Below are 24603 nucleotides of genomic sequence, written 5' to 3' on the forward strand. Positions count from 1 at the left end.
TGACGTTTGGTTTCCGGATCAGTTCGGGATCAGATCGGGGACGATGGTCACGATCGTCGGGAAGAACCACAGGATCCCAATACCCACCACCTGAATGATCACGAACGGTACGATGCCGCGATAGATATGGCCTGTTGTGACTTCTTTCGGTGCAACGCCCCTCAGGTAGAACAGGGCAAATCCAAACGGCGGCGTCAGGAACGAGGTCTGCAGGTTCACCGCCACCATGATCGTCACCCATTTCGGATCGAACGACCCGCCATAGATCACCGGGCCCACGATGGGGATCACGATGTAGATGATCTCAAGGAAATCGAGCACGAAGCCCAGAATGAACAGCACCAGCATCACGATCAGGAAGACCGTGAACTCGTTGTCGAAACTGCGCAGGAATTGCTGGATATAGTGCTCACCCCCGAACGAGATCACCACCAGGTTCAGCAACTGCGAGCCGATCAGGATGGTGAAGACCATCGACGTCACCTTGGCCGTCTCACGCACCACCGGCGTGAGAACCCCACTGGCGAACAGCACCCAGCAGCCGAACAGCAGACCGAACAGCGCATAGAGGTAGGCCGAATAGGCGATGATGAAGGCGATCCAGCTTTCAACCGAGACATTGCCCTGATTGATACGCAAATCGAAGTTCACGCCCATCAGCAGTGCGATGATCACGGCGAAGGTTGACCAGATGATCACCTTGCCCGACCGCCCCTGATCCTGAAGCTTGCGATAGGCCGCCAGCATAATGGCCCCGCCTGCCCCAAGCGCTGCAGCAGGTGTGGGGTTGGTGACACCGCCAAGGATCGAACCCAGAACCGCGATGATCAGAACCAGCGGCGGGAAAACCACGCGGATCAGATCATTGGTGGCGCAGCGGGCGGCCGCCTCTTTGCAGCCGTACATGGCGATTGCAAAGGGTATGGCCAACAACAGGAACGTCGCCCCCGATGAAGTTGTCGGCGCAATCAGCAGCACATCGACCAGCAGCATCAGCAACAAGCCGATAGCACCCACAATCAGTGGCTGCGGCGACCGCGACGGCGCAATCCCGCGGCCCAACACCAGTGTCAGACCCAGCAGGATTATGATCACGGCTACGCCGTTTCCAATCGGCGCGGCTGCGGCGATCTTGGCCTCTTGCGCAGCGGCCAACTCCTCTTCGCTCAGACGCTGTGCCTCAGAAGCTCCGCCCGCGGCATCGATTGCTTCCTGTTCGGTCACGGCCTGATCCCAAGCGGATTGGCCATGCAGCTCGATCATCGAGGCTTTGCACTCCTCAGACACATTGGTGCGCAGCGATGCGCCCTGCCCGATATCCGAAAAGGCCGAAACCGAGACGTTCTGGCTGCCGATCACGCCCGCGCTTCCCAGAAGCATCGCACCTGCGATCAGAGCCACCGGAGCGCCCAGCAGCCAAGTCAGGCCCTCGGACCGGGTGATGGTCTCACCAGACCCGCCCGACAGTTCAACCGCCGGAGCCTTTTCCGGGTTCAACAGCGCATAGCCAAAGGCATAGAGCGCATAGAGCAGCGCCAGCATGATCCCCGGCAGCAGAGCCGCCTGGAACAGCGTACCCACCGAGACAACGGCGGGCTCACCCAGATAGGTCAGTGCGTCAGTACACCCTGCCTCGACGGCGCGGGTTTCCTGCGCGGTTGAATAGAGGTCACCTGCCAGCGTTCCCAGAAGAACAATCACGATGGACGGCGGAATGATCTGCCCCAGCGTACCTGAGGCTGCGATCACACCTGTCGCCAGTTCCGGCGAATAGTTGTTACGTAACATGGTCGGCAAGGCCAACAGACCCATGGTGACAACTGTTGCGCCCACGATGCCGGTCGACGCAGCTAGGAAGGCACCCACAACCACAATCGACACCGCCAGACCACCGGGCAACGGGCCAAACACGCGCGCCATCGTGGTCAACAGGTCGTTTGCGATCTTCGACCGCTCCAGCGTGATGCCCATCAGCACGAACATCAGCACCGCCAGCAGGGTTTCAATCGACTGCCCGGCCAGAACCCGTTCGTTCATCCGGTTCACGATGAAGGAAACATTCCGGTCCAGCGCTGTTTCCCAGCCCTGCAAAAAGACCGGCTCACCTATCCTTGGCAAATCCGGGTATCGGAACACGGATATGACATCCGGTTTGACCCCGGTATTTACCAAGTCGCGGTAAGCTTGTGACCCGGTGTCGATCGCCTGATGGATCAACAGCCCGGCGCTGTCCAGCGCGGCGATGATCCCGAAAGAAATCACCCCGGCCCCACCAATGGCAAAGGCCACCGGAAAGCCCGAAAGGATGCCCCCGAAAAGGCAGAAGAATACGATAATGAGGCCTATCTCGACGCCATCAAGTCCGAATAGCATTGTCTGGTTCTCCGTCCCTAATGCGCGCCTTCGTAGGCTTCTTCACCCTCGCCAAGGCTGTCCTTGTCGAGGTATTTTCCAATGCTTTCCGGCCCTTCCACATATTCCAGATAAGACCGATACAGGAACGCGATCGCGTGCAGGAACACCATCGCGGCAAAGGCCACCAGCAGAATTTTGAACAGGAAATAAGCGTTGAAGCCGTTTGGGCTGAACCCGATGGTTTCAACGTTCCAGCGCAACGCGCGGGACTTGGCGATCAGCCGGTCCAGAGTATCGCTGGCCGAGGGCTTCGGCACGATCAGGTGCCGCCACATGAAGTACCAGCCATACATCCATGTCAGCACCGCCATCGGCATCATGAACAGAACCGCCCCGCACATGTCGACAACGCGCTTGGCGCGATGGCTGATACCGGCATAGATCAGGTCAACCCGGACGTGACCGCCCTGCACGAACGTATAGGTGCAGCACAGGCAGACCACCATGGCGTTATAGAGTTTAAGTTCTTCTGCGAACCAGCTGATATCCATCTGAAAAGGGATACCCAGCCCGAAGGACATATCCGGGCGTGTAAACACCCGCTGCATGAAAACGATAACAATCTGCTGTATGACCATCAGCAGACCCGCCCAGGCAAAGAAGCGACCCGTTGTGTTGGCAAATCCTTCCAACACGCGCACCATTCCCCACATGAAGTTTCGGTAGTAAAGGCCAATGGCCGTCAGCACCAGAAACAGCGCGAAGATCACGAAGAAGAACTCAACCGAACCGCCGTAATAGACAAAGCGCATGATTGCTTCTTTGTCCGACCAGTTCAGCCAGAGCTGCGGATGCGTGATGGCGTATCCGAAATTATAGAAGGCTTCGGCAATGTTCTGAATGAACCAGATCAGTCCATTCCACAGGGCGCCGAAGAACGAGATACCGTTTTCGTCCTGCATGTTGTCCCCAGGTCGCATCGGTTGCACGTTTCATTATTGCGGTATGTCCGAACCGCTTATGTGCAACGGGAAAGGCTCCCCCGCCGAACGGGGGAACCGATTGCATTGAGCGGAAGTGCTTAACCGCGCACGCGGTCGCGCTGTGCGGTGTAGACACCGGACGACAGGTTGTTCCAGCCCGACGATGCCGCCATCGACTCCATGGCGCTGTCGTGAATGCGCTTGAACAGCTCGTCGCCCATGTTCTCGTCCAGCACTTCCTGGCTGGCCTGACCGAAGGCATCCCAGACGCTGTCGGGGAATTCCATGACCTTGACACCACCGGCCTGCAGGCGCTGCAGCGCCGCGCCGTTGTTGGCCAGGAATTGCGCCAGGTTCCACTGGTGTGCTTCGGCAGCTGCGATCTCGATGATCTTCTGCTGAGCGGCGGACAGGCTGTCAAATACTTCGCGGTTGGTGGCCAGCGACAGACCCGCGCCCGGCTCGTGGAAGCCTGCAGTGTAATAGGTCTTGGTGATTTCCTGGAAGCCCGCTTTTTCGTCGGCCCACGGACCGATCCACTCGGTACCGTCAATCGCGCCGGACGACAGCGCCTGATACACTTCCGAGCCCGGAATGTTCTGAACCGATGCACCTAGTTTGCCGAGTGCCTTACCGCCCAGACCCGGCATACGGAACTTCAGACCGTTGAAGTCTTCGGGGCTGTTGATCTCTTTCGAGTACCAGCCACCTGCCTGCGCACCGGTGTTACCGGCCAGGAAGGATTTCAGGCCGAAGATTTCGCCCAGTTCGTCATGCAGCTCCATACCGCCGGCATGATAGTACCAGTTCACCAGTTCCTGCGCGGTCATGCCGAACGGAACAGCGGTGAAGAAGGCATAGCCCGGGTGCTGACCCACAAAATAGTAATCCGCCGCGTGGTACATATCGGCCTGACCGGACGATACCGCGTCGAACACTTCGAACGCACCAACCAGTTCACCGGCGGCTTTGATTTCAACGTTCAGGTCACCATCCGACATTGTAGTGATGCTGTCGGCACAACGCTGCGCGCTGTCGAAAACGCCCGCAAGGCCACGGCCCCACGAGGTGACCATGGTCAGCGTCCGCTTGCCCTGCGCATAAGCGGGCGCGGCCAGAGTGGTCGCGGCAGCAGCCGAGCCGCCCAGTGCTGACGTTTTCAGAAACTTACGACGATCCATATGAGTGTTCCTCCCCTACATATTCATTACCCGGCTGATGCCGGGCCGATCGTTTCCAGTGCGCGTCAGCCTAATTGCAAGCACATGAATGTGAATACCTACTACTACGTAGCCGAGCCAATTTTTCCGCGCTCGGGGCATAAATCAGGCCGATTTCACCTGCCCCGTCTTAAAAATCGAGGACCAGGACCACTGATCGCCCAATCTTTTTGCAATTTCCCGGCAGCTTGCGTATCGATTCGACCATGAGAGGATTCCGAAATCTCATCTCGCTGACCTATGCGCAAAAACTGTCGCTGGTCGCTGCTATCCCGCTGCTTGCAGCGGTGGCTGCGATTGCGCTGGTGGTCGCCTATGAATCCCGTGCAACCGCCGAACGCGAGATACAAGCCCTCGAACGTCGTCTGATCGAGGCCAAGAAGGATGAACTGCGCAACTATGTGACTCAGGCCCGCAACGGGTTTGCCTATATCTACGGTCGCGCCTCGCCAGATGATGAAGTTGCAAAGAACCTCGTTACACAGATCCTGTCGGCGATGATCTATGGTAAGGACGGGTTTTTCTTCGTCTACGATTATGACGGCAACAACCTTGTCAGCCCGCGCCAGACCGAGTTCATCAACCGCAACTGGTCAGATCTGACCGACAGCGACGGCATACCGATCGTGGACGAGTTCATCACGCTCGCCCGTCAGGGTGCGGGCTGGCACAGCTTCATGTGGCAAAAACCCTCGACCGGGGAAGAGGCGCAGATGATTGCCTATGTCGTCGGCCTGCAGGATTGGCGCTGGGTCGTCGGCACCGGCGTCTTTATTGATGATATAGTCGCAACAGTCGCTAATGCACGGGCCGAAGTCGAAGCGCGCGTTCAGCGCACCTTCCTCTATATCGGAGGCATCGTTCTGGCTGCCGTGCTGATCGTTTTCGCCTCAGGCATGTTGCTGAATTTCCGTGAACGCCGTCTGGCCGATGCCAAACTCAAAGAGCTGACCCAGCGCGTGTTCGACGCGCAGGAAGAAGAACGCGGCCGCGTGGCGCGCGAACTGCATGACGGCATCAGCCAGATCCTCGTCGGTGTCCGCTATGCGCTGGACAACGCCCGCCGCCGCTTGACCCGCGGCGACGATACAGGTGCGCAGGAACCATTAGAGAAAGGCATCGACAATCTGGGCACCGCCATCACCGAAGTGCGCCGCATCAGTCGCGATCTCAGACCCGGCGTGCTGGATGATCTGGGCCTCGGCCCCGCGCTTAAGGCATTGACCGACGATTTCCGCGAACGCACAGGGATCGAGACCGAGTTCACCACAGTGGTGTTCCGCAACCGGCTGGATCAGGACAGTAAGATCGCGCTCTACCGGATTGCCCAAGAGGCGCTGACCAATATCGAGCGTCACTCGGGCGCGACCCGTGTTACAATCGACCTGCGCGGCCACAAGAAAGGCGCCACGATGCGCATCACGGACAATGGCTGCGGGCTGCGCAGCGAAACGGACAGCGCCTCCACCGGTATCGGCCTGCGCAACATGCAGGAACGGATAGAACAGCTTGACGGCTCGCTTCGCATTCTGTCATCCCGCGGTCAACGCAGCGGCACCGTAATCGAGGCCAGCCTGCCGCTCAGCCACCTGCTGCCACCGCAGGAAGACGCAACACCGAAACGAAAGGCCGGTTCCTGATGTCTGATTCGATCCGGGTTCTTATTGTCGACGATCACCCGATGGTGGCTGAGGGCATCCAATCTCTGCTCGAAGGCTATGACGAGATCGAAGTGGTCGGCACCCTCTCCAACGGTCAGGAGGCGGTCGATCAGGCGACACAGCTGGAACCGGACGTAATACTGATGGACCTCAACATGCCAGGTCTCAGCGGGCTCAGCGCAACCGAACTCATTCTCGAACGGTTGCCCGACACGCGCATCCTGATCCTGTCGATGCATGACAGCCCGGAATACATCTCGACCGCGCTCAGCCACGGGGCCAAGGGCTATGTGCTCAAGGACGTGCCCACTGAAGAGATCAAGCAGGCCATCGATGCGGTGATGCGCGGCGAGCGCTACCTCTGCACCGGGGCCAGCGGATCGCTGGAGCCAAAGGACGGCAACACGCGCGAGGCGCTGACAGGCCGCGAACAGACCATTCTGCTGGAACTGGCGCAGGGCAAATCCAACAAAGAGGTCGCGCTGGCGCTGGATATCTCGGTACGTACCGTCGAGACCCACCGCAAGAACATCAAACGCAAGCTTGGCATCTCCTCCACCGCGGGCCTGACCCGCTATGCGCTAGAACATGGGGTGCTGCAAGGCACCAGTCCCGGGTTCTGACCGCAGCGCGGCACGCGCTGCCCGGCCCAACCGGAGGAGGTGCGCCAAAGGCGCATTGACAACGGGCGGGAGTGCTACCCGCTGCCGCGCGGGCTGATGTCTTCGCCAAAAAACACCAGCGTCCCGTCCTCGTCGATGACGTGGAACTCGCGCTGTCGATAGGGTTGATCGAATGGAGGCCGCACGCGCCCCTCGGGCAAGTCCTGCAAACCAGGACGCAGCTTTTCATACAAAGCGTCAATCCCTTCGACATCGATATAGAAAGATTGTTCGTCACCCAGCGGACGCCCATCCGGGCGCGGCGGGCATTCCAGCAAACGGATGGCAACCACATCAAGCCGTAAGAAAGCATAGTTGTCCTGCTTGAAGGTGCAGGTAAATCCCAACCGAGCGCAATAAAATTCGATTTGCCTGTCCAGAGATGAGCACAGTACAAACGGTGTGAGCTGCAATATCCGCGCCATCTGATCCTCCCGATCCAATGGCTGAAACTCTAGCATGGCTCAGTCAATAAGTTGATCGTTTCGCAATCCTTCACGCTCATGATGATGCGGCAACACGCGGCCGTATAGTTGGCGGGTCCGCTCGACTCCTCCACACATGCCTTCTGTTTCGACGAACGAAAAAATCCCGACATACCGCTTGCGCGGGCCGCTGACCGGTGCCACCCGGTGCAATGAATACCGCCCGCGGAATATCTGCAGATCACCTGGCTGCAGCTCAAGCGTGTGAACCCGCGCCATGTTGCCATCCAGTACCGCCGCGACATCCGGAAAATTCTCCTCATCAGCGCTGCGAAGGTTGGGGGCATACTGAAACGCTCCGCCCTCTTCGCCATTCTGGATTGCCAGCGTGACCGTGTAGTTGTTGGTGTCGAAATGCCAGGGAAAGCCCTGCCCCTCCTCGACCACGTTAATGATCACATCGGCCAGCGGATCATCATATCGAAAGAACCGATCCTCGGGCTCGTTCAGAGCGGTCCGGATAAAGGGCATGAACTCTTCAAATTCGTAAATCCGACGCAGGGGACCATCTTTGGCAAAGTTATCCGCCGGAACAAAGGCGTTCGACCGGTCGTAGAAACGGCGTATTGGATGGCCGATCCCAAAGCGCGGATCATCTTTAGTGAAATAGGCATTGGTCCGGTTGAACGAACGATACGCCTGTGGGGCGGTAGCTTCGGCTTCGCGCACCAGATGCTCCAACCCGGCTTCGTGCACAAAACCGGGCAACACCGCGCAACCGTCCTGATCAAGCTCACGCCGAAGATCCTCGATCATGCGGTTATACGCCCAGGATCCCGGACAATCGATCGGGTATCGCCCGAGATCCACCAGATCGTGCAGCATCACTGATCTCCTTTTTTCGTGAGGTTACAGACAAGCGTGACGCAGACAGGTCGACCGATCATGCCCGTTTCGGACATCGCGTTGCCGCTTTCAGACCTCCGCATCCTCCGCCAAATCAGTGAATAACTTCGATTTTTGGCGGAAATTCCCAACATGCGGCAAAATGCGCAATAATATGTCGCAAAATACCGCCCCCGAGTTAGAAAATTTGAGCAATTGCCTGTTGACGCCCCCGCGCGCCCCTCATAATGTCCCTGCACGCAAAGAAGGAGCCTCTGGCGATGAGAACGCTAGTCGTAATCGTAGGAACCACGCGCATGGGCCGGTAACGGTAAACCATAATCGAACCCATGCGCCTCCGAAAAATCTCGGGGGCTTTTTTTATGCAGAACGCAAGACACATGTCGCGAACGGAGCAAAGCAGATGACACGTGAGATGACCGGCGCAAAGATGGTGGTTCAGGCCCTTAAGGATCAGGGCGTGGACACGGTATTCGGATACCCCGGTGGCGCCGTCCTACCGATCTATGATGAGATCTTTCTGCAAAACGATATCCGTCACATTCTTGTACGGCACGAACAGGGCGCGGTACACGCAGCCGAAGGCTATGCGCGGTCCACCGGCAAACCGGGCGTTGCGCTGGTGACGTCTGGCCCCGGCGCGACCAATGCGGTGACCGGTCTGACCGATGCGCTGATGGATTCGATCCCGATCGTTGTTCTGACCGGTCAGGTGCCGACCTTCATGATTGGCTCGGACGCGTTCCAGGAAGCCGACACCGTAGGCATCACCCGCCCCTGCACCAAGCACAATTGGCTGGTGAAAGATACCGACTCGCTGTCCGGCACCCTGCACGAGGCCTTCCACGTCGCCACGTCGGGCCGCCCCGGCCCCGTTCTGATCGACATCCCCAAGGATGTTCAGTTTGCGAATGGAGAATACAGCGGACCGAAGCCTTCAACCTCACATTATCAACCCGTGCTCAAAGGTGATCTGGAAGAGATCACTGAACTGGTTGCCGCGATGGAGACCGCCAAGAAACCCGTTTTCTACACCGGCGGCGGCGTCATCAACTCTGGCACCGCGGCCAGCCAGTTGCTGCGCGAGTTGGTGGAGGCGACCGGCTTTCCAATCACTTCGACCCTGATGGGGCTTGGCGCCTATCCGGCTTCAGGCAAGAACTGGATCGGAATGCTGGGGATGCATGGTCTTTATGAGGCCAACATGGCGATGCATGATTGCGATCTGATGATCAACATCGGTGCCCGCTTCGACGACCGGATCACCGGACGGATCGATGCGTTCTCGCCGAATTCGGTCAAGGCGCATATCGATATTGACCCGTCCTCGATCAACAAGGTCATCCGAGTGGATATCCCGATTGTCGGTGACGTTGCCCATGTTCTGGAAGACATCCTGAACATCTGGAAATCGCGCGGCCGCAAAACCAACACGCCAGCTGTTGCCGAATGGCAAAAGCAGATCGATGACTGGCGCAAGGTGAATTGCCTGGCTTTCACGGCAAGCGAGAAGACCATTAAACCGCAACACGCCTTGCAACGGCTGGAAGAACTGACCAAGAACCACGACCGTTATATCACCACCGAAGTTGGCCAGCACCAGATGTGGGCCGCGCAATATCTTGGCTTCGAAGACCCCAACCGCTGGATGACGTCTGGCGGTCTGGGCACCATGGGCTACGGCTTCCCGGCCTCAATCGGCGTGCAAATGGCGCATCCGGATGCCTTGGTGATCAACGTGGCCGGCGAGGCTTCGTGGCTGATGAACATGCAGGAGATGGGCACCGCCGTTCAGTATCGCCTGCCGGTGAAGCAGTTCATCCTGAACAACGAACGCCTGGGCATGGTCCGCCAGTGGCAGGAGTTGCTGCATGGCGAACGGTACTCGCATTCGTGGTCCGAGGCCCTGCCCGATTTCGTCAAGCTCGCCGAAGCGTTTGGTGCCAAAGGTATCATCTGTTCTGACCCCGCCGATCTGGATGACGCGATCATGGAGATGATAAACTATGACGGCCCGGTGATCTTTGACTGTCTGGTCGAAAAGCACGAGAACTGCTTCCCCATGATCCCGTCGGGCAAAGCCCATAACGAGATGTTGCTTGGTGAAGCCGAGACCCAGGGCGTGATCGATTCCAAGGGATCGGTTCTGGTTTAACAAAATTCGACGAATTTTGTCGGGCGCTTCGGTGTCCGACCATCGCAGGATGATGAAAGGGACATAAATGTCTGCCCTACAAATCAAAAAAGGCGCAACCCGCCATTCCGCATACAACCTACGCCCCACTTTCTCGGACGTACAGGAGCAGCACACGATCGCCGTTCTGGTCGAAAACGAGCCCGGCGTATTGGCGCGGGTGATCGGTCTGTTCTCGGGCCGCGGCTATAACATCGAAAGTCTCACCGTCGCCGAGGTGGACCACACCGGACATCTCAGCCGGATCACCATCGTGACCACCGGCACGCCGCAGGTGATCGAACAGATCAAGGCACAGCTGGGCCGGATCGTTTCGGTGCGGGATGTGCATGACCTGACCGTCGAAGGCTCATCAGTTGAACGCGAACTGGCGATCATCAAGGTCGTCGGCGAAGGCGAAAAACGGGTCGAAGCGCTGCGTCTGGCGGATATTTTTCGGGCCAATGTGGTCGACAGCACCCTGAATTCGTTCATCTTCGAGATCACAGGTGCGCCAGACAAGATCGACGCGTTTGCGGATCTGATGCGGCCCCTGGGTCTTGCTGAAATCGCGCGCACTGGTGTTGCTGCCTTGTTGCGTGGCGATAGAACCTGAAATCCGACCTCTCTGCCGCCTCATTCGCGGTTCGATCACTGAAATAACCGCCCGTACACAAACGCGCGGTTATTTTCATCACATCTAGACCAGAACATAAAAAAGATCAGACAAGTTAGCCAAAACCCTATTGATTTTGGCACATGCCACGTTAGCGTGTAGCCTGTAGCGGCGTGTCATCAGGCCTCCGCTAGGGTCTTCGTTACGATTTCTGACTGACATTCGGCCATTGCGCCGATGTGATCGCGTTTTACTAAAAACCAGCAGAATCCCAGGACGAACGTGACCGATACCATCCGCAACCCCGCCGAATTGCGCAGCATGTTTGGCGAAAACCTCAAACAGCTTGCGCGCAGCTATCCTTCGGTTTCGGAACTCTGCCGCCAGTTGGGCATCAACCGGACACAGTTCAATCGATATTTGGGTGGCGAGAGCTTTCCGCGACCCGACGTGCTGGATCGGATTTGTCGGTTCTTTGCCGTGGATGCCCGTATCCTGCTGAAACCTTTGGAAGAGATTGAAACACCCCCTGCGCACCCGGCGTCCGACACCATCGACCGCTTTCTCGCTGCCGGAACCAACGCGCTGTTCGCACCCGGTTTCTATCACGCGATCGAGGCAGATCTGAACGGAAGCGATGCCGCACGGCACCAGCTGCTGCTTGTGCGCCGCATTGGCCATTGCGCCCTGCTGCGCGGTTATGAGCCGCACTCAGCGATGCCCGATGAACCCGCCCCCGCACGCGAGCTTCAAGGGGTTGTCACGCAATCCGGTACACAGATCTGCGCGCTGATGTCCCGTCAGGGCGGGCGGGATTGCCGGGTGATGGTAGTGACGCCACAACCCTCGGACACCGAGTTGCGGTGGCTGGGTTATCTGCTGCGGCTACCAGACCGATCTGCCCTAGGTCCGAATATTCAACGGCTGGAACTACGTCACCTCGCGTACGATCTGTCTGCAGCCCTGCGTCTAAGACGCAGAGCACCGCACGCCCCAGAAGCGCGCTGACACATCCGGGCCTGTATTCAGGCCGCTTCGTCTGCCACTGCGTCTTCAGTGATCAGCCGATAGAGGCGCCAACTGGCGTGGCCCATCAGCGGCAATACCACCAACAAACCCAAAAACCACGGGATCATTGCCAGAAAGGTGACAATGGCAATGAAAGCGCCCCAGCCCAACATCACGCCTTTATTTGCAGCGACATAGGCATAGCTCGATATCATCGCGGTGACGAAATCCAACTCACGATCCAGCAACATCGGGATCGACAGAACCGTGATCATGTAAAGCAGGATCGCAAATATGGCCCCGACGACTGTCCCGATGGCCAGCATGGACAATCCATTTGGTGTCAGAAACACCTCAAACGACGATGAGATGTTGGTCATCGTCGACAGCCCCATGAAAAGTGCAAAAATCATGTGCCCGAGGAAAAACCAGAACAGGAACATCACCACGATGATGGCACAGATCGACGGCAGCTGCCTGCGGCTTTGCTGCACGACAACCCCAAAGATCGCACCAAAATCCAGCGGTTCGCCCTGCTCAAGTCGGTGAGAAACTTCATAGAGACCCACGGCGGCAAACGGACCGATCAGCGGGAACCCGATCGCGGCGAGTACCAGCCAGAACGAGGTTCCACTCTGCAGTGTGACCCAGGCCATCACCCAGCCCGCCACCACGTAGAACCCGGCAAACAAAAGACCGAAGACCGGCGCGCGGCGGAAATCCTGCCAACCCTGACGCAGCGCGTCCTTCAGCATGGCTGCGTCAACCGCTTTCATTGTTGGAACACCAAAAGGCTTATCCATTCTCTGTCTCTCCTCCCGTGACCGATCTAGTTGGTCGGTCTTTTCTGTGGCCAGCACGTCGCCTCATGATAAGCTGCCCCGACTGCCAGCATTCGCGCGTCGGAACCGCGTGGCCCGAATAGCTGCAAACCCATCGGCAATCCCTGCGCGCCAAACCCGGCTGGCACCGCCAGACAGGGCAGACCCAGCAAACTGACCGGAGTAACCACCTGCATCCAGCGGTGATAGGTGTCCATCACCTGCCCCGCGACCTCGGTCGGGTATGGCTGGTCGATATCAAAGGGCCAAACCTGAGCCGCCGGAAGTACCAGCGCATCATAGCTTTCAAACAGCGCCGCCGCCTGCCGAAACCACTCCGACCTTGTGACACTGGCATGATGCACGTCCATCGCGCTCAGCGCCAATCCACGCTCCAACTCCCATTGCGCACTGTCCTTGAGTGAGGCTTTCCGGTCCGACAAGGCTTCCAACCCTGTGGCTACGCTCCAGGATCGCAAGGTAATCCAGCTGTCCCAAACCCGTTCGGCGTCAAATGGCGGGGCAACCGACTCAATACGCGCCCCAAGCTGAGCAAACACGTCCAGAGCGCCCTCACACAGCTCTGATATTCCAGCCTCATAAGGAAACGCGCCGCCCCAATCGCCCAGCCATCCGATCCGCATGCCTTTCAGATCGGCCTTGGAAACCGGAGAGACATCATCGACATCAAGGCTCAGCGGCATCCGCGAATCCGGGCCCGAGATCACATCCAGCAAAATCCCGATATCCTCCGGGCTGCGTGCCATGGGGCCAAGGGTCGATAGCTGATGCAGATAGCTGTCCCCGACAGGTTCAGAGGGCACCCGCCCCCAGCTGGGCCGAAACCCGTACACATTGTTCCACGCAGCCGGGTTGCGCAAACTGCCCATCATGTCCGACCCATCGGCCAGCGCTACCATGCCAGTGGCCAAAGCCACCGCCGCACCACCGGATGACCCACCACAGGATCGCGCCGGGTCATACGGGTTGCGCGTGGCGCCATAGACCGGGTTGAACGTGTGCGATCCCAACCCGAACTCGGGCGAGTTGGTCTTGCCTATCAGAATCGCGCCAGCTGCCCGCATCCGCGCTGCGATCAAGTCATCAGACGGCGGAACGTGGTCCTTGAACAGCGGCGAGCCTTGCGTCGACGCCACCCCCGCGACGTTTACTAGATCCTTCACCGCAATCGGCAAACCGTGCAACGGCCCTCGGATCGGGCCGTCATCCAGCGCCTGCGCCTCTGCCAGCAACGCCGCTTCATCCCGTAGCGCAACGATCGCATTTACGCGGCCATTGACCTCAGCGATCCGATCCAGCGTCGCGCGCATAACCTCACCCGCAGAGATCGAGCGCTGCGCAAGGGCGCCCAACAGATCTGTGGCAGAGGTTTGGCTCAGGTTCATGGGCAGGCTCACATCAGGCTTTCGCCGCTCAGCCTAGCCAAGCCGCCCCACCATTTAAACCCACTGTTTCAATGTATCTTTTCCCGACCAGAGGCGCGAACGGAATCCCGCTTCATCTGGCCCAAAATATCCCGGGGGAGTCGCGGCCTGCTGCGACGGGGGCAGCGCCCCCTGCCCAGCCTAGTCGCCCTGCGCCTCGGACCGGGATTTACCCGCCACATTCAACGCCAGCGTCGCCGCCATGAACCCGTCCAGATCGCCATCCAACACCCCTTTGGTGTCCGAAGTCTCATGGTTGGTCCTCAGATCCTTGACCATCTGATAGGGCTGCAGCACGTAGGACCGGATCTGGTTGCCCCAGCCCGCGTCCCCTTTGGCCTCATGCGCCGCGTTGATATCCGCGTTCCGGCGATCCAGCTCTTGCTGATACAGCCTCGATTTCAACGCCTTCATGGCAATGTCACGGTTCTGATGCTGCGATTTCTCGGAACTCGTCACCACAATCCCGGTCGGGATATGCGTGATCCGCACCGCCGAGTCCGTCGTGTTCACGTGCTGTCCCCCCGCGCCCGAAGATCGGTAGGTGTCGATACGAATGTCGGAGGGGTTCACCTCGATCTCGATATTGTCGTCCACCACCGGATAGACCCAAACCGAGCTGAACGAGGTATGCCGTTTCGCAGCCGAGTCATAAGGAGAAATGCGCACCAGCCGATGCACACCGCTCTCCGACTTCAGCCAGCCATAAGCGTTATGCCCGGAAATCTTATAAGCGGCAGATTTAATCCCCGCCTCTTCACCGGCTGTCTCGGATTGCAGTTCGACCGTATACCCCTTCTTCTCGGCCCAACGCACATACATCCGCGCCAGCATCGAAGCCCAATCACAGCTCTCGGTGCCGCCCGCGCCCGAATTGATCTCAAGGAATGTATCATTGCCGTCGGCCTCACCATCCAGCAGCGCCTCAAGCTCTTTCTTGGCGGCCTTGGCCCGCAACGCCTTGATCGAAGCTTCGGCGTCGTCGACGACTTCCTGATCTTCCTCCATCTCGCCAAGTTCGATCAGTTCGATATTGTCGCTCAGATCGGTCTTGATGGATTCATATGTCTCGATGGCATCAACCAGCAACTGCCGCTCGCGCATTAGCTTCTGCGCGTTCTCGGGGTTATCCCACAGGTTCGGATCCTCGACGCGCGCGTTGAATTCCTCCAACCGATGCGGCGCAGTTTCATAGTCCATGCGCTGCGCCAGCAGCTCCAGCGACTTTTCGATTTCCGCCACGATGTTCTGGGTTTCGGCGCGCATGGTCTTGTCCCAACTTGCTCAATCAGGCCTGCGTGATAGCAAGAGGTGCGGGCCACCACAAGACAGGCAGGATCGGAATGCAAAGCGCTGCGGAAAAGATTGCGGATGCGTGGGGTCTGAGCCTCGTGTCACACATCGCTGACACCGGTCACGCTCAGCTTTGGCAGGTTCAAACAGCCAATGGTCCCGCAGCGCTGAAACTCTATCGCCGCAAAGATCGGGGCAACGAGGCGGCTGGCACCGACCTCCTCAGGCTTTGGCAAAACCGCGGCGCGGTCACGGTTCTGGCAGAGGAGAACAATGCCGTGCTGATGGAGTGGCTGGAGGGCCCATCGCTGGGCGATCTGGCCCGCGCCGGACAGCCCGATACCGCCCTCACCGCGCTGGCTGAAACCGCGCAACGCCTGCATTGTGCGCCAGTGGTCAAGGCGACACGGCTGAAACCGCTGCAGCAGGTGTTTGACCCGTTACTCTGCTGCGAGTTTGCACCGAACTGCCCCGTGCCGTTTCGACATGACATGGTCCGAGCAATCGACTTGGCGCGCGCCTTGCTGGACAACCAGCCTGAAGCAGTACCGCTGCACGGGGACCTGCATCCCGACAACGTTATACTGACCGCCACGGGGCCTCGGGTCATAGACGCCAAAGGCTATCTGGGTGACCCCGCGTTTGAGCTTGCCAACGCTTTGCGCCACCCGAAGGGCATGCCCGAACTGGTGCGCCAACGCGGTCAGATCCACCGATGCCTGACCCTTTATTCCGATGCTATGAACGTCAGTGCTCAGCGGCTCGCACAATGGGCCGCCGCGAAATGCGCGCTGTCTATCTTCTGGCGCGCCGATGGGAAAATCGAGACCGACCATGAGGCCGGTCTGCTTCATCTTTTGCTAGAGATCACAGATCAATAAAGACCGCCGCCCTGCAGGTCACCCTGACTGGCGTTGGGACCAACCGTAATCGTGTTGCCGGTCGAGGTCGTCACTTGGCGACCGCCTCGGGTGACTTCTTCAAACAACGGCAGCTCCGACCCCACGGCAAAGCCACCGTCATAGACGCGGTCGATAAAGCCGTCGACGCCATCGCGGAAATATTCGGCGACAACATAGTCACCCGATGCATCTGCCGGCAGGCGTGCACCGCTGAATCGGTCGATCTTGATGAACTGCCCACCCGGCGGCACTTCGAACGGGCCACCGCCATATTTATCGACGGCTTTTTCCATGAAGCTTTGGAAGACCGGGCCACACATGGTGCCGCCATAGGCCCCCCGCCCCATCGGGCGCGGGCGATCGTAGCCGATATAGCAGCCGGCAACGATGTTCGAGGTAAATCCGATGAACCACGCATCCTTGGATTCGTTGGTGGTGCCAGTTTTGCCTGCTGTCGGCACCGGCAGATTGACGACGCTGGATGCGGTTCCCCGATCCACCACGCCCTTCATCATCGAAGTCAGCTGATAAGCGGTGATCGCATCCATTACCTGACTGCGATCCGTGATGATCTGAGGCGCTTCGTCCGGTTCCAGCCAGCTCGAATTGCAATCCAGACATTGCCGGTCATCATGGCGATAGATCGTCTTGCCATACCGGTCCTGAATACGGTCGACCAGGGTCGGTTCAACCCGCTCACCACCATTGGCGAACATCGCATAAGCCGCGACCATCTTGTAGAGTGTGGTTTCCTCGGACCCCAGTGAGTTCGCAAGGAACGCCCCCATCCGGTCATAGACGCCGAACCGCTCGGCATAGCCTGCGACCACCGGCATCGTCACCTCTTGCGCCAGACGAATAGTCATCAGGTTCCGCGACTGTTCGATGCCCGTACGCAAAGGCGTTGGCCCATAGAACTTGTTCGACGAGTTCTTGGGCCGCCACAGACCCTGTGGCGTATTCACCTCAATCGGTGCGTCCACAACGATCGTCGCCGGGCTATAGCCACTGTCCAGTGCGGCGGCATAGACGAAGGGCTTGAAACTCGACCCCGGCTGACGCTGCGCCTGTGTGGCGCGGTTGAACACGGTGTCCTGATACGAGAACCCGCCCTGCATCGCCAGAACACGGCCCGAATTCACGTCCATCGCGACAAAGCCACCCTGCACTTCGGGCACCTGACGGGCGGACCACTGACCCTCTTCCCCGGCCATCACCAGAATGACGTCGCCGCGTTTGAAGTTGTCCTGGAAATTACCCTGCATCCACTGGATGTCAGACCGCGGAATGGCACCGTCAGCGGGGCCATCCTCGATACCAACTGTCAGGGACTGATCGGCAACGTTCAGCACCACCGCCGGGTACCACTGCGTCGGCAGCACCACGTCGCGTGGGATTTCCATGATCGCCAGCGCCTCGCGCCATTGCGCCTCATCCGCCAGCTTCTCTTCCGGGATCACATCACCTGTGCCGCGCCAGCGTCCGCGTGAGCGGTCGTATTTCTGAAGCGCTGTGCGCAAGGCCTTAGCGGCCTCGACCTGCATCTCTTCATCCACGGATGCGCGCACGGTGAAACCGCCGGTAAAAAATTCGCCTTCGCCGAAGTCCTCGCTCAACTGGCGGCGGATTTCATCGGTGAAGTAATCACGCGGCGGCAGGGCGGTGCGGAAGCTCTCAAAGTCGCCGTTCTGGACCGAACGCAAAGGCATCTCGACCTCAGCCTCATAGGTCGCCTGATCGATGTAACCATTCTGCTGCATCTCGCGCAGCACATAGTTGCGGCGGTTCAGCAGGCGTTCTTTCTGACGGACCGGGTGGTAATCCGAGGGCGCCTTGGGCATCGCCGCCAGCATCGCGGCCTCATGCGGGGCAAGTTCCTGCAGCGTCTTGTTGAAATAGGTCTGCGCCGCGGCGGTCACGCCATAAGAGTTCTGGCCCAGAAAGATCTCGTTCATATAGAGTTCGAGGATCTGTTCCTTATCCAAGGTATCCTCAAGCCGCGTGGCAAGGATGATCTCTTTGATCTTGCGCTCAGCCCGGCGGTCACCGGACAGCAGGAAGTTCTTCATCACCTGCTGGGTAATCGTCGACGCCCCGCGTACGGTTTCCCCCTTGGTACGCACCGCCTCGACCCCGGCGGCGACAATCCCGCGTGGGTCATACCCCTGATGGGTATAGAAATTCTTGTCTTCCGCCGAGATAAAGGCCTGTTTCACCAGATCGGGAATTTCCTCGGACGGGGTGAACAGGCGGCGTTCCTGCGCGAATTCGTCGATCAGCTGACCTTCGCCCGAATATATCCGGCTGATCGTCGGCGGTTTGTATTGCGCCAACGACTCGTGGCTGGGCAAGTCGCGCCCATACATCCAGAACACCGCGCCAACAACCAGCGCGGCCATAAATATACCCAAAGTCACGAGGCTGAAGATCGCCCCGAAAAACGAAAGAACAAACCGGATCACGTTACTGCCTTTTTCTCGCGGTGACGCCAATATAGGGATGCGCCTGCCCCGGGTCAAAACACGAAACCCTACAATGGCCATTTTGCGCCGCTGCGTCATTGCCCAATCAGGCTGCGTTTCACCTGATCATCCTGCCGCCAGGCCTCGAGCCCCTGCACGATACCATGCGCCATCAAGGCACGCCATTCCGGGTTCCGGATGTTGTTCAAATCGCGTGGGCTGGACAGAAACCCAAGCTCGACCAGAACCGATGGAATATCCGCAGCTTTCAGAACCGAAAATGAGCCGGTACGGATCGGGCGGCTGTTCATCGGTCCACCCTGCTGGGTCATCCCTTCGGCCAGTGCCTGCGCCAGTGCATTCGTACGTGGTTTGGTTTCTTGCCGCGCCAGATCCAGCAGCACATCGGCAACCTGATCATCCGATCCACTCAGATCGATCCCGGCGATCAAGTCCCCCCTGTCATGCCGCTCGGCCAGTTTCTGGCTGGCAATGTCAGACGCCTCATCAGCAAGGGTATAGACCGCTGCCCCGTGCGCGCGCCCTTCGGACAGCCAATCAGCATGCAGCGAAACGAACACATCGGCCCCCGCCCGATGCGCCAGGGCGATGCGGCGTTCAAGGCTGACAAACTGATCGTCTACGCGTGTCATCACCACCTCGAACCCACCTGCACGCAACAGCATTTCGCGCAGCTCACGCGCGAAGGTCAGCATGAGCGTCTTTTCATTCGTATTCGGAACTTCAGCTCCCGGATCAATGCCACCATGGCCGGGGTCCAGCATCACCCGCAAGACTCCCGAATTGTCCCGTCCTGAGGCTTCGGGCGTGAGCACAGGTTCGGGTAAATCCCACCCTGGCTGGCGCGGAGCCCCTGCGCTGGCTGCGAAACTGTCAAAATCAGTGCCCACCAATTGCAGCGAAAGATGCGCAGCACCAGTAGTTTCATCGACCCGCAGATCAGCTGTTTCAATCGCCAGAGGCGCGCCCAGCTCCAACACCAGACGTGACCAGCCGGGCACATAGGCACCAAACCGCACCCCGCTTATGCGGTTGGTTTGCAGAAAGCTCTGACGGTCCAGCCCAGCCCAGTCGACCTCCTGAAAATCCAGCACCATGCGGTAAGGATCGCGTAGGGTGAAAACGCGATAGGGCACACCCTGACTGAGACCGAGATCGAGGCGCACACCGGAACGGCCTTCATCGCTGATGCGGCTTTGCTCGGGCAGCACGCGGGCGAGCGCATTGAACTCTTGCGCGACGGCAACACCTGACAGCGCCCAGATCAGGGCGAATGCGTAGAAAATCCTGCTCATGGCCTCAAGTTATCCCGAGATCGATTGGCGCAAAGCCTATAGCATCAACCAAGCTTTGTGAACGCCCTAGACCGGTGCAGCGATCGCGCCACGCTCTGCCATAAACCGACGCAGACGTTCCAGCCCGTCCTGAATGTCAGCCGTCGCACGCGCATAGGAAAAACGCAGAGTCGTGTGACCGCGCTGGGGGTCAAAATCCAGCCCCGGCGTGACGGCAACACCTGCCTTTTCAAGAATCTCGGCGGCGAAAGCGCGACTGTCATCGGTCAGATCCGAGACATCGGCATAGACATAAAACGCCCCATCCGGTGGCGCGATATTGGTGAACCCGGCTTTGGGCAGACCATCCAGCATCAGCGCACGATTGCGGCGATAGACGTCCAGATTGGCCTGCAGTTCTTCATCGCAATCCATCGCAGCCAGCGCGGCCACCTGACTGGCGTGCGGAGCGCAGATGAACATGTTCTGCGCGATCCGCTCAACCACACGCACCTGATCCTCGGGGACGACCATCCAGCCCACCCGCCAGCCGGTCATCGAGAAATACTTGGAGAACGAGTTGATCACATAGCATTCGTCGGTGAGTTCCAGCGCCGTGACCGCTTTGGCCTCGTATTCAAGCCCATGGTAAATTTCGTCACTGATGAATGACGCCCCCTGCCCCTGCGCCGCCTCGATCAGCGCCCCCATCGCGGCGTGATCCAGCATCGTGCCCGTGGGGTTGGCAGGCGATGCGACCATCAGGCCTTGCAAATCCAGTCCGTTGAAGTCGGAGGGCACCGGTTGCAGCCGGTTTTCGGGCGCGGTGGGCAGATCGACAGGCACCAAACCCAGCGCCTTGAGAATTTGCCGATAGGACGGATAGCCGGGTGCGCCGATGCCGACACGATCGCCACTGTCAAAGAGCGCGGTGAAGGTCAGCAGAAACCCACCCGAGGACCCGGGGGTGATAACCACCCGCTCGGGGTTCAGGTCGACATTGTACCACTCGCCATAAAGTCGCGCGATGCGTTGGCGCAGGGCGGGCATCCCAAGGGCGACCGTATAGCCCAGCGGGCTTTGCGCCATCGCCTTCGCCAACGCTTCGGTCGCGCCTTTGGGCGCGCCGGTTCCGGGCTGGCCAACCTCCATATGGATGATGTGACGCCCGGCTTCTTCGGCTTTGCGCGCGGCTTCCATCACATCCATCACAATAAACGGATCGACCCCGGACCGGGTTGAGTTTCTCATGCCCATCTCCCATGTTGCAGCCATGGCTTTTGAACGCGTATCCCGGCTGGCGTCAATCCCGGCCCTGATGCTGGCTGCGGTAATGTGGCTGGCCGCAAGCGCACAAAGCCAGGCGCAAAACCTGATCCGCGATCCTGATATCGAACATGGCCTGCGCGAACTGGCCTTTCCGATCTTGCGCGCAGCAGGTCTAAGCACCAACCGCGTCCGGATATTGGTGGTCAATGACAGCACCTTCAATGCGTTCGTCATCGACTACAACACCATCTACGTAAACTACGGGCTGATCCTGTCGGTCGACACGCCCGAGATGTTGCAGGCCGTTATCGCCCATGAGGCTGCGCATATCGCAAACGGTCATCTGGCCCGTCGGGCCGAGAACCTGCGCGCAGCCCAACGCAACGCCCAATTCGGTACCGCGCTGGCGCTGATCGTCGCTGCCGCTGGTGGAGGGGAAGCGGCGGCTGGTATCGCCGCGGGCACGTCATCCTCGGCCCTGCGCAGCTTTCTGGGACACACGCGCGCGGAAGAGGCCTCGGCCGATCGCAGCGCGGCCAGCTATCTGCGGTGGGCGGGCATCTCTCCGCGCGGAATGGTCAACCTGCATCGCAAATTCGCTGGTCAGGAACTGCTGAGCGAGGCCAATCAGGACCCATATATGCGCTCGCACCCCACCAGCCGGGAACGTTTGCGCGCGGCCGAGCATTTCCTTGATGAGTTCGGAGACAAAGCCAAACAGAACGCCAATGCCGACTATTGGTTCGCGAGGGTCAAAGGCAAGCTGTCAGCGTGGTTGCGATCACCCGGCTGGACTCTGCGCCGCGCTGCTGAGGAGACCGATCCCGACATCCGCCTGATGCGCGAGGCCTCGGCCCATCATCAGAACCGGGATCTGGCCCGTGCGCGCGCAGCCATCGACAAGGCTCTTGAAATCCGGCCCGATGACCCATTCTTCTATGAGTTGAAAGGCCAAATCCTGCTGGAAAACCGCCGTCTGAAAGAAGCGGTTGCAGCTTATGGCGCAGCTGTTGATATGGCACCCAATGACTCGCTGATCCTTGCCGGGTACGGGCGCGCCCTGCTGGCGGACGGTCAGACGAAAGAAGCCTTGCAAGCGCTTGAAAAAGCACGTGCAAGGGACTACCGAAACGCCCGGTTGATGCAGGATCTTGGCGCAGCCTACGCCAAGGTGGGCAACACCGGGATGGCTTCGGCGGTCACCGCAGAACGATATGCCCTGCATGGTCGACTGGACGATGCAGGGATCCACGCAAGACGCGCCATCGGGCAGTTGCCCGAAGGGTCTCCGGGGTGGCAACGGGCACAAGATGTGCTGATCGCCTCGGAACGGGCGAAGAAAAAGAAAAGGAAACGGAAATGATCCTCAGACATACAGCACCCGCCCTTCTGGGGCTTTCCATGCTTGCCGCTCCAGCCCACGCGCTGGACCTGAACGCCATGAGTGACGCCGAAAAGGTCGAATTCGGTGCGCAGGTGCGCGAATACCTGCTGGAAAACCCCGAAGTGATCATTGAAGCGATCAACATTCTGGAAGAACGCAACGCTGCCGCCGAGGCCGCCGCCGACAAGGAACTGGTCGCCGCCAACGCAGACGCGTTGTTCAATGACGGCTACAGCTGGGTGGGTGGCAACCCCGACGGTGACATCACTCTGGTCGAGTTCATGGACTACCGCTGTGGCTACTGCCGCCGTGCCGTGCCTGAGGTGGCCAGCCTGCTGGCCGAGGATGGCAATATCCGTTTGGTGATCAAGGAACTGCCGATTTTGGGCGACGCATCGGTCGTATCCTCCCGGTTCGCGATTGCGACGAAACAGGTGGCCGGAGACGACGCCTATAAGCAGGTTCACGATGCCCTGTTGGAATTCAGCGGTGAACCATCCGAGGTCACTCTGCGCCGGATATCGGATGGGCTGGGACTGGACAGCGACGCCATCGTCGCAGCCATGGACAGCGATGAGGTCACTGCCGAAATCGCACAGACACGCGAATTGGCGCAAAAGATGCGGATTTCGGGTACACCGTCCTTCGTTCTGGGCACCGAGATGCTGCGTGGCTTTCTGCCTGCCGATCAGATGCAGCAGATCGCGAATGGGGTGCGCGCGGAACAAGGGTGAACACGAGGCGGCAGTTTGGCCGGGGTTCACGTCTTTAAGAGGCTCAGGCGGCTTTGATTTACAAAGCCGCCTTTTTTGGATGTGAACTTTTTTGCAAGCTGACTGACCAAGCGCATCACTCGTGACTAAGGATGTGAGCGGACTGTCCATCGCGGCTATTGGGTCACATTCGGCATTTAGAACTGGCAAAAAATTGCCGGGTTTTAACGGGCCTCTTTTCATCACCCGCAAGATCACACTAGAACTCGGTTACCACTCAAACCGGCACCGAAGTTTCTTGCAAAACCGCACTCGGAAAACAAATACGATCAGGTCACGCCTGCCTGCCCGCGCTGCAATTGCGGTGGGGTTAATTGTTCTTGTTTCCGCCTGCGCTAAGAACCCAAACGAGGTGGATCTCGATCCGGAACGTCAGGCAATGGCGCTGCAAGAGGTCTCTAAAAAGCAGGCCCGGGGGCAAAGAGTGTGGTGTGTGCCCTACGCACGAAACCTCAGCGGCATTGAAATTCGCGGCAACGCCAAAGACTGGTGGGGGAAAGCGCGCAGTGCTTTTGACCGGGGCAACGAACCGATTGTGGGTTCGGTGATGTCGTTTCGGGCAACCAGCGGAATGCCTTTGGGCCATGTGGCGGTCGTATCCGATATCGTCACCGAGCGCGAAGTCATCATCAACCACGCCAACTGGCACCGCAACAAAGTATCGTTGAAAATGGGCGTCAAGGACGTATCCAAAAACAATGATTGGACGCTGGTCCGGGTCGAAAGCCAACCGGGACAATATGGCAGCAACTATCCGGTGAACGGGTTCATATACCCGAAATTTGGCGAGTAACACAATTTCACCTCGCGCCGCCAAATAACCCAGGAATGCGCCACAGGCGATCTTCGTCACGGTCGCAAATCAGAGATAGCAGCCTCTCGCGTAAGAAAGCTGAACGGTGGCATAGTCTGTTTACGATCCGCAGCGATCTCGGTTTCAACGGAGTTTG

At 58.9% G+C, this 24603-nt stretch carries 20 protein-coding genes; 9 read left to right on the top strand and 11 right to left on the bottom strand.

Annotation, left to right across the window (positions count from 1 at the left end; genetic code table 11):
• Positions 1-18: 18 nt before the first annotated feature.
• From ACR0IV_RS06080 to ACR0IV_RS06090, 3 genes are all read right to left on the bottom strand, one after another.
• Complete coding sequence (locus ACR0IV_RS06080) at positions 19-2373, bottom strand: TRAP transporter large permease (RefSeq protein ID WP_480469524.1); 2355 nt, start codon at positions 2371-2373, stop codon at positions 19-21.
• Between the two features lie 17 nt (positions 2374-2390).
• Positions 2391-3317 (bottom strand): TRAP transporter small permease subunit, encoded by a 927-nt coding sequence (locus ACR0IV_RS06085; protein WP_480658552.1) that lies wholly within the window; start codon positions 3315-3317, stop codon positions 2391-2393.
• Positions 3318-3436: 119 nt separating this feature from the next.
• Complete coding sequence (locus tag ACR0IV_RS06090) at positions 3437-4519, bottom strand: TRAP transporter substrate-binding protein (RefSeq protein WP_480469522.1); 1083 nt, start codon at positions 4517-4519, stop codon at positions 3437-3439.
• 245 nt (positions 4520-4764) lie between these two features.
• Between ACR0IV_RS06090 and ACR0IV_RS06095 the strand changes: the two genes are divergently transcribed.
• Complete coding sequence (locus ACR0IV_RS06095) at positions 4765-6198, top strand: cache domain-containing protein (protein ID WP_480657386.1); 1434 nt, start codon at positions 4765-4767, stop codon at positions 6196-6198.
• Positions 6198-6842, top strand: a complete 645-nt coding sequence (locus ACR0IV_RS06100; RefSeq protein ID WP_480657385.1) for a response regulator transcription factor — start codon at positions 6198-6200, stop codon at positions 6840-6842. Before ACR0IV_RS06095 ends, ACR0IV_RS06100 begins: the two co-directional genes overlap by 1 nt.
• 74 nt (positions 6843-6916) lie before the next feature.
• On the opposite strand, the gene ACR0IV_RS06105 is transcribed toward ACR0IV_RS06100, so the two are convergent.
• Both ACR0IV_RS06105 and ACR0IV_RS06110 read right to left on the bottom strand, forming a co-directional pair.
• Entirely contained in the window at positions 6917-7306 is a 390-nt protein-coding gene (locus ACR0IV_RS06105) for a bleomycin resistance protein (RefSeq protein WP_480657384.1), read from the bottom strand.
• A gap of 39 nt (positions 7307-7345) precedes the next feature.
• Positions 7346-8191 (bottom strand): HalD/BesD family halogenase, encoded by an 846-nt coding sequence (locus tag ACR0IV_RS06110; RefSeq protein ID WP_480657383.1) that lies wholly within the window; start codon positions 8189-8191, stop codon positions 7346-7348.
• A gap of 424 nt (positions 8192-8615) precedes the next feature.
• Between ACR0IV_RS06110 and ACR0IV_RS06115 the strand changes: the two genes are divergently transcribed.
• The 3 genes from ACR0IV_RS06115 to ACR0IV_RS06125 all read left to right on the top strand — a co-directional run bounded on the left by ACR0IV_RS06115 (position 8616) and on the right by ACR0IV_RS06125 (position 12009).
• Positions 8616-10367 (top strand): acetolactate synthase 3 large subunit, encoded by a 1752-nt coding sequence (locus tag ACR0IV_RS06115; RefSeq protein WP_480657382.1) that lies wholly within the window; start codon positions 8616-8618, stop codon positions 10365-10367.
• A 67-nt stretch (positions 10368-10434) separates the two neighbouring features.
• Positions 10435-11001, top strand: a complete 567-nt coding sequence (gene ilvN / locus ACR0IV_RS06120) for an acetolactate synthase small subunit (protein WP_480657381.1) — start codon at positions 10435-10437, stop codon at positions 10999-11001.
• Positions 11002-11283: 282 nt separating this feature from the next.
• On the top strand, positions 11284-12009 hold the full coding sequence (locus ACR0IV_RS06125; protein WP_480657380.1) for a helix-turn-helix domain-containing protein: 726 nt from the start codon (positions 11284-11286) through the stop codon (positions 12007-12009).
• 17 nt (positions 12010-12026) lie between these two features.
• Here the strand turns inward: ACR0IV_RS06125 and ACR0IV_RS06130 are convergent, their stop codons facing one another.
• The 3 genes from ACR0IV_RS06130 to prfB form a co-directional block, all read right to left on the bottom strand.
• Positions 12027-12812: a DUF2189 domain-containing protein gene (locus ACR0IV_RS06130; protein WP_480469514.1), complete on the bottom strand. Its 786-nt coding sequence runs from the start codon at positions 12810-12812 to the stop codon at positions 12027-12029.
• 26 nt (positions 12813-12838) lie between these two features.
• Positions 12839-14236: an amidase gene (locus ACR0IV_RS06135; RefSeq protein WP_480657379.1), complete on the bottom strand. Its 1398-nt coding sequence runs from the start codon at positions 14234-14236 to the stop codon at positions 12839-12841.
• 180 nt (positions 14237-14416) lie between these two features.
• Positions 14417-15541: a peptide chain release factor 2 gene (gene prfB, locus ACR0IV_RS06140; protein WP_480469512.1), complete on the bottom strand. Its 1125-nt coding sequence runs from the start codon at positions 15539-15541 to the stop codon at positions 14417-14419.
• Between the two features lie 77 nt (positions 15542-15618).
• Between prfB and ACR0IV_RS06145 the strand changes: the two genes are divergently transcribed.
• Positions 15619-16449: an aminoglycoside phosphotransferase family protein gene (locus ACR0IV_RS06145; protein WP_480657378.1), complete on the top strand. Its 831-nt coding sequence runs from the start codon at positions 15619-15621 to the stop codon at positions 16447-16449.
• On the opposite strand, the gene ACR0IV_RS06150 is transcribed toward ACR0IV_RS06145, so the two are convergent.
• From ACR0IV_RS06150 to ACR0IV_RS06160, 3 genes are all read right to left on the bottom strand, one after another.
• Positions 16443-18932, bottom strand: coding sequence for a penicillin-binding protein 1A (locus ACR0IV_RS06150; RefSeq protein ID WP_480657377.1), 2490 nt, complete (start codon positions 18930-18932; stop codon positions 16443-16445). The two genes, ACR0IV_RS06145 and ACR0IV_RS06150, sit on opposite strands and share 7 nt — an antisense overlap.
• Before the next feature lie 95 nt (positions 18933-19027).
• The gene (locus ACR0IV_RS06155; protein ID WP_480657376.1) at positions 19028-20248 is read right to left on the bottom strand and encodes an N-acetylmuramoyl-L-alanine amidase; all 1221 of its coding nucleotides are present in this window, start codon (positions 20246-20248) and stop codon (positions 19028-19030) included.
• 66 nt (positions 20249-20314) lie between these two features.
• Positions 20315-21478 carry a pyridoxal phosphate-dependent aminotransferase gene (locus ACR0IV_RS06160; RefSeq protein ID WP_480657375.1) on the bottom strand — a complete coding sequence of 388 codons (1164 nt, stop codon included), beginning with the start codon at positions 21476-21478 and terminating at the stop codon, positions 20315-20317.
• On the opposite strand from ACR0IV_RS06160, the gene ACR0IV_RS06165 reads away from it, so the two are divergent.
• From ACR0IV_RS06165 to ACR0IV_RS06175, 3 genes are all read left to right on the top strand, one after another.
• A complete protein-coding gene (locus ACR0IV_RS06165) occupies positions 21477-22859 on the top strand; it encodes a M48 family metalloprotease (RefSeq protein WP_480657374.1) in 1383 nt (460 codons plus the stop codon). The two genes, ACR0IV_RS06160 and ACR0IV_RS06165, sit on opposite strands and share 2 nt — an antisense overlap.
• On the top strand, positions 22856-23614 hold the full coding sequence (locus tag ACR0IV_RS06170; protein WP_480657373.1) for a DsbA family protein: 759 nt from the start codon (positions 22856-22858) through the stop codon (positions 23612-23614). Before ACR0IV_RS06165 ends, ACR0IV_RS06170 begins: the two co-directional genes overlap by 4 nt.
• A gap of 133 nt (positions 23615-23747) precedes the next feature.
• Positions 23748-24446: a CHAP domain-containing protein gene (locus ACR0IV_RS06175; protein WP_480733578.1), complete on the top strand. Its 699-nt coding sequence runs from the start codon at positions 23748-23750 to the stop codon at positions 24444-24446.
• Positions 24447-24603 lie beyond the last annotated feature (157 nt).

It is taken from the genome of Ruegeria sp. C2 (assembly GCF_056537765.1).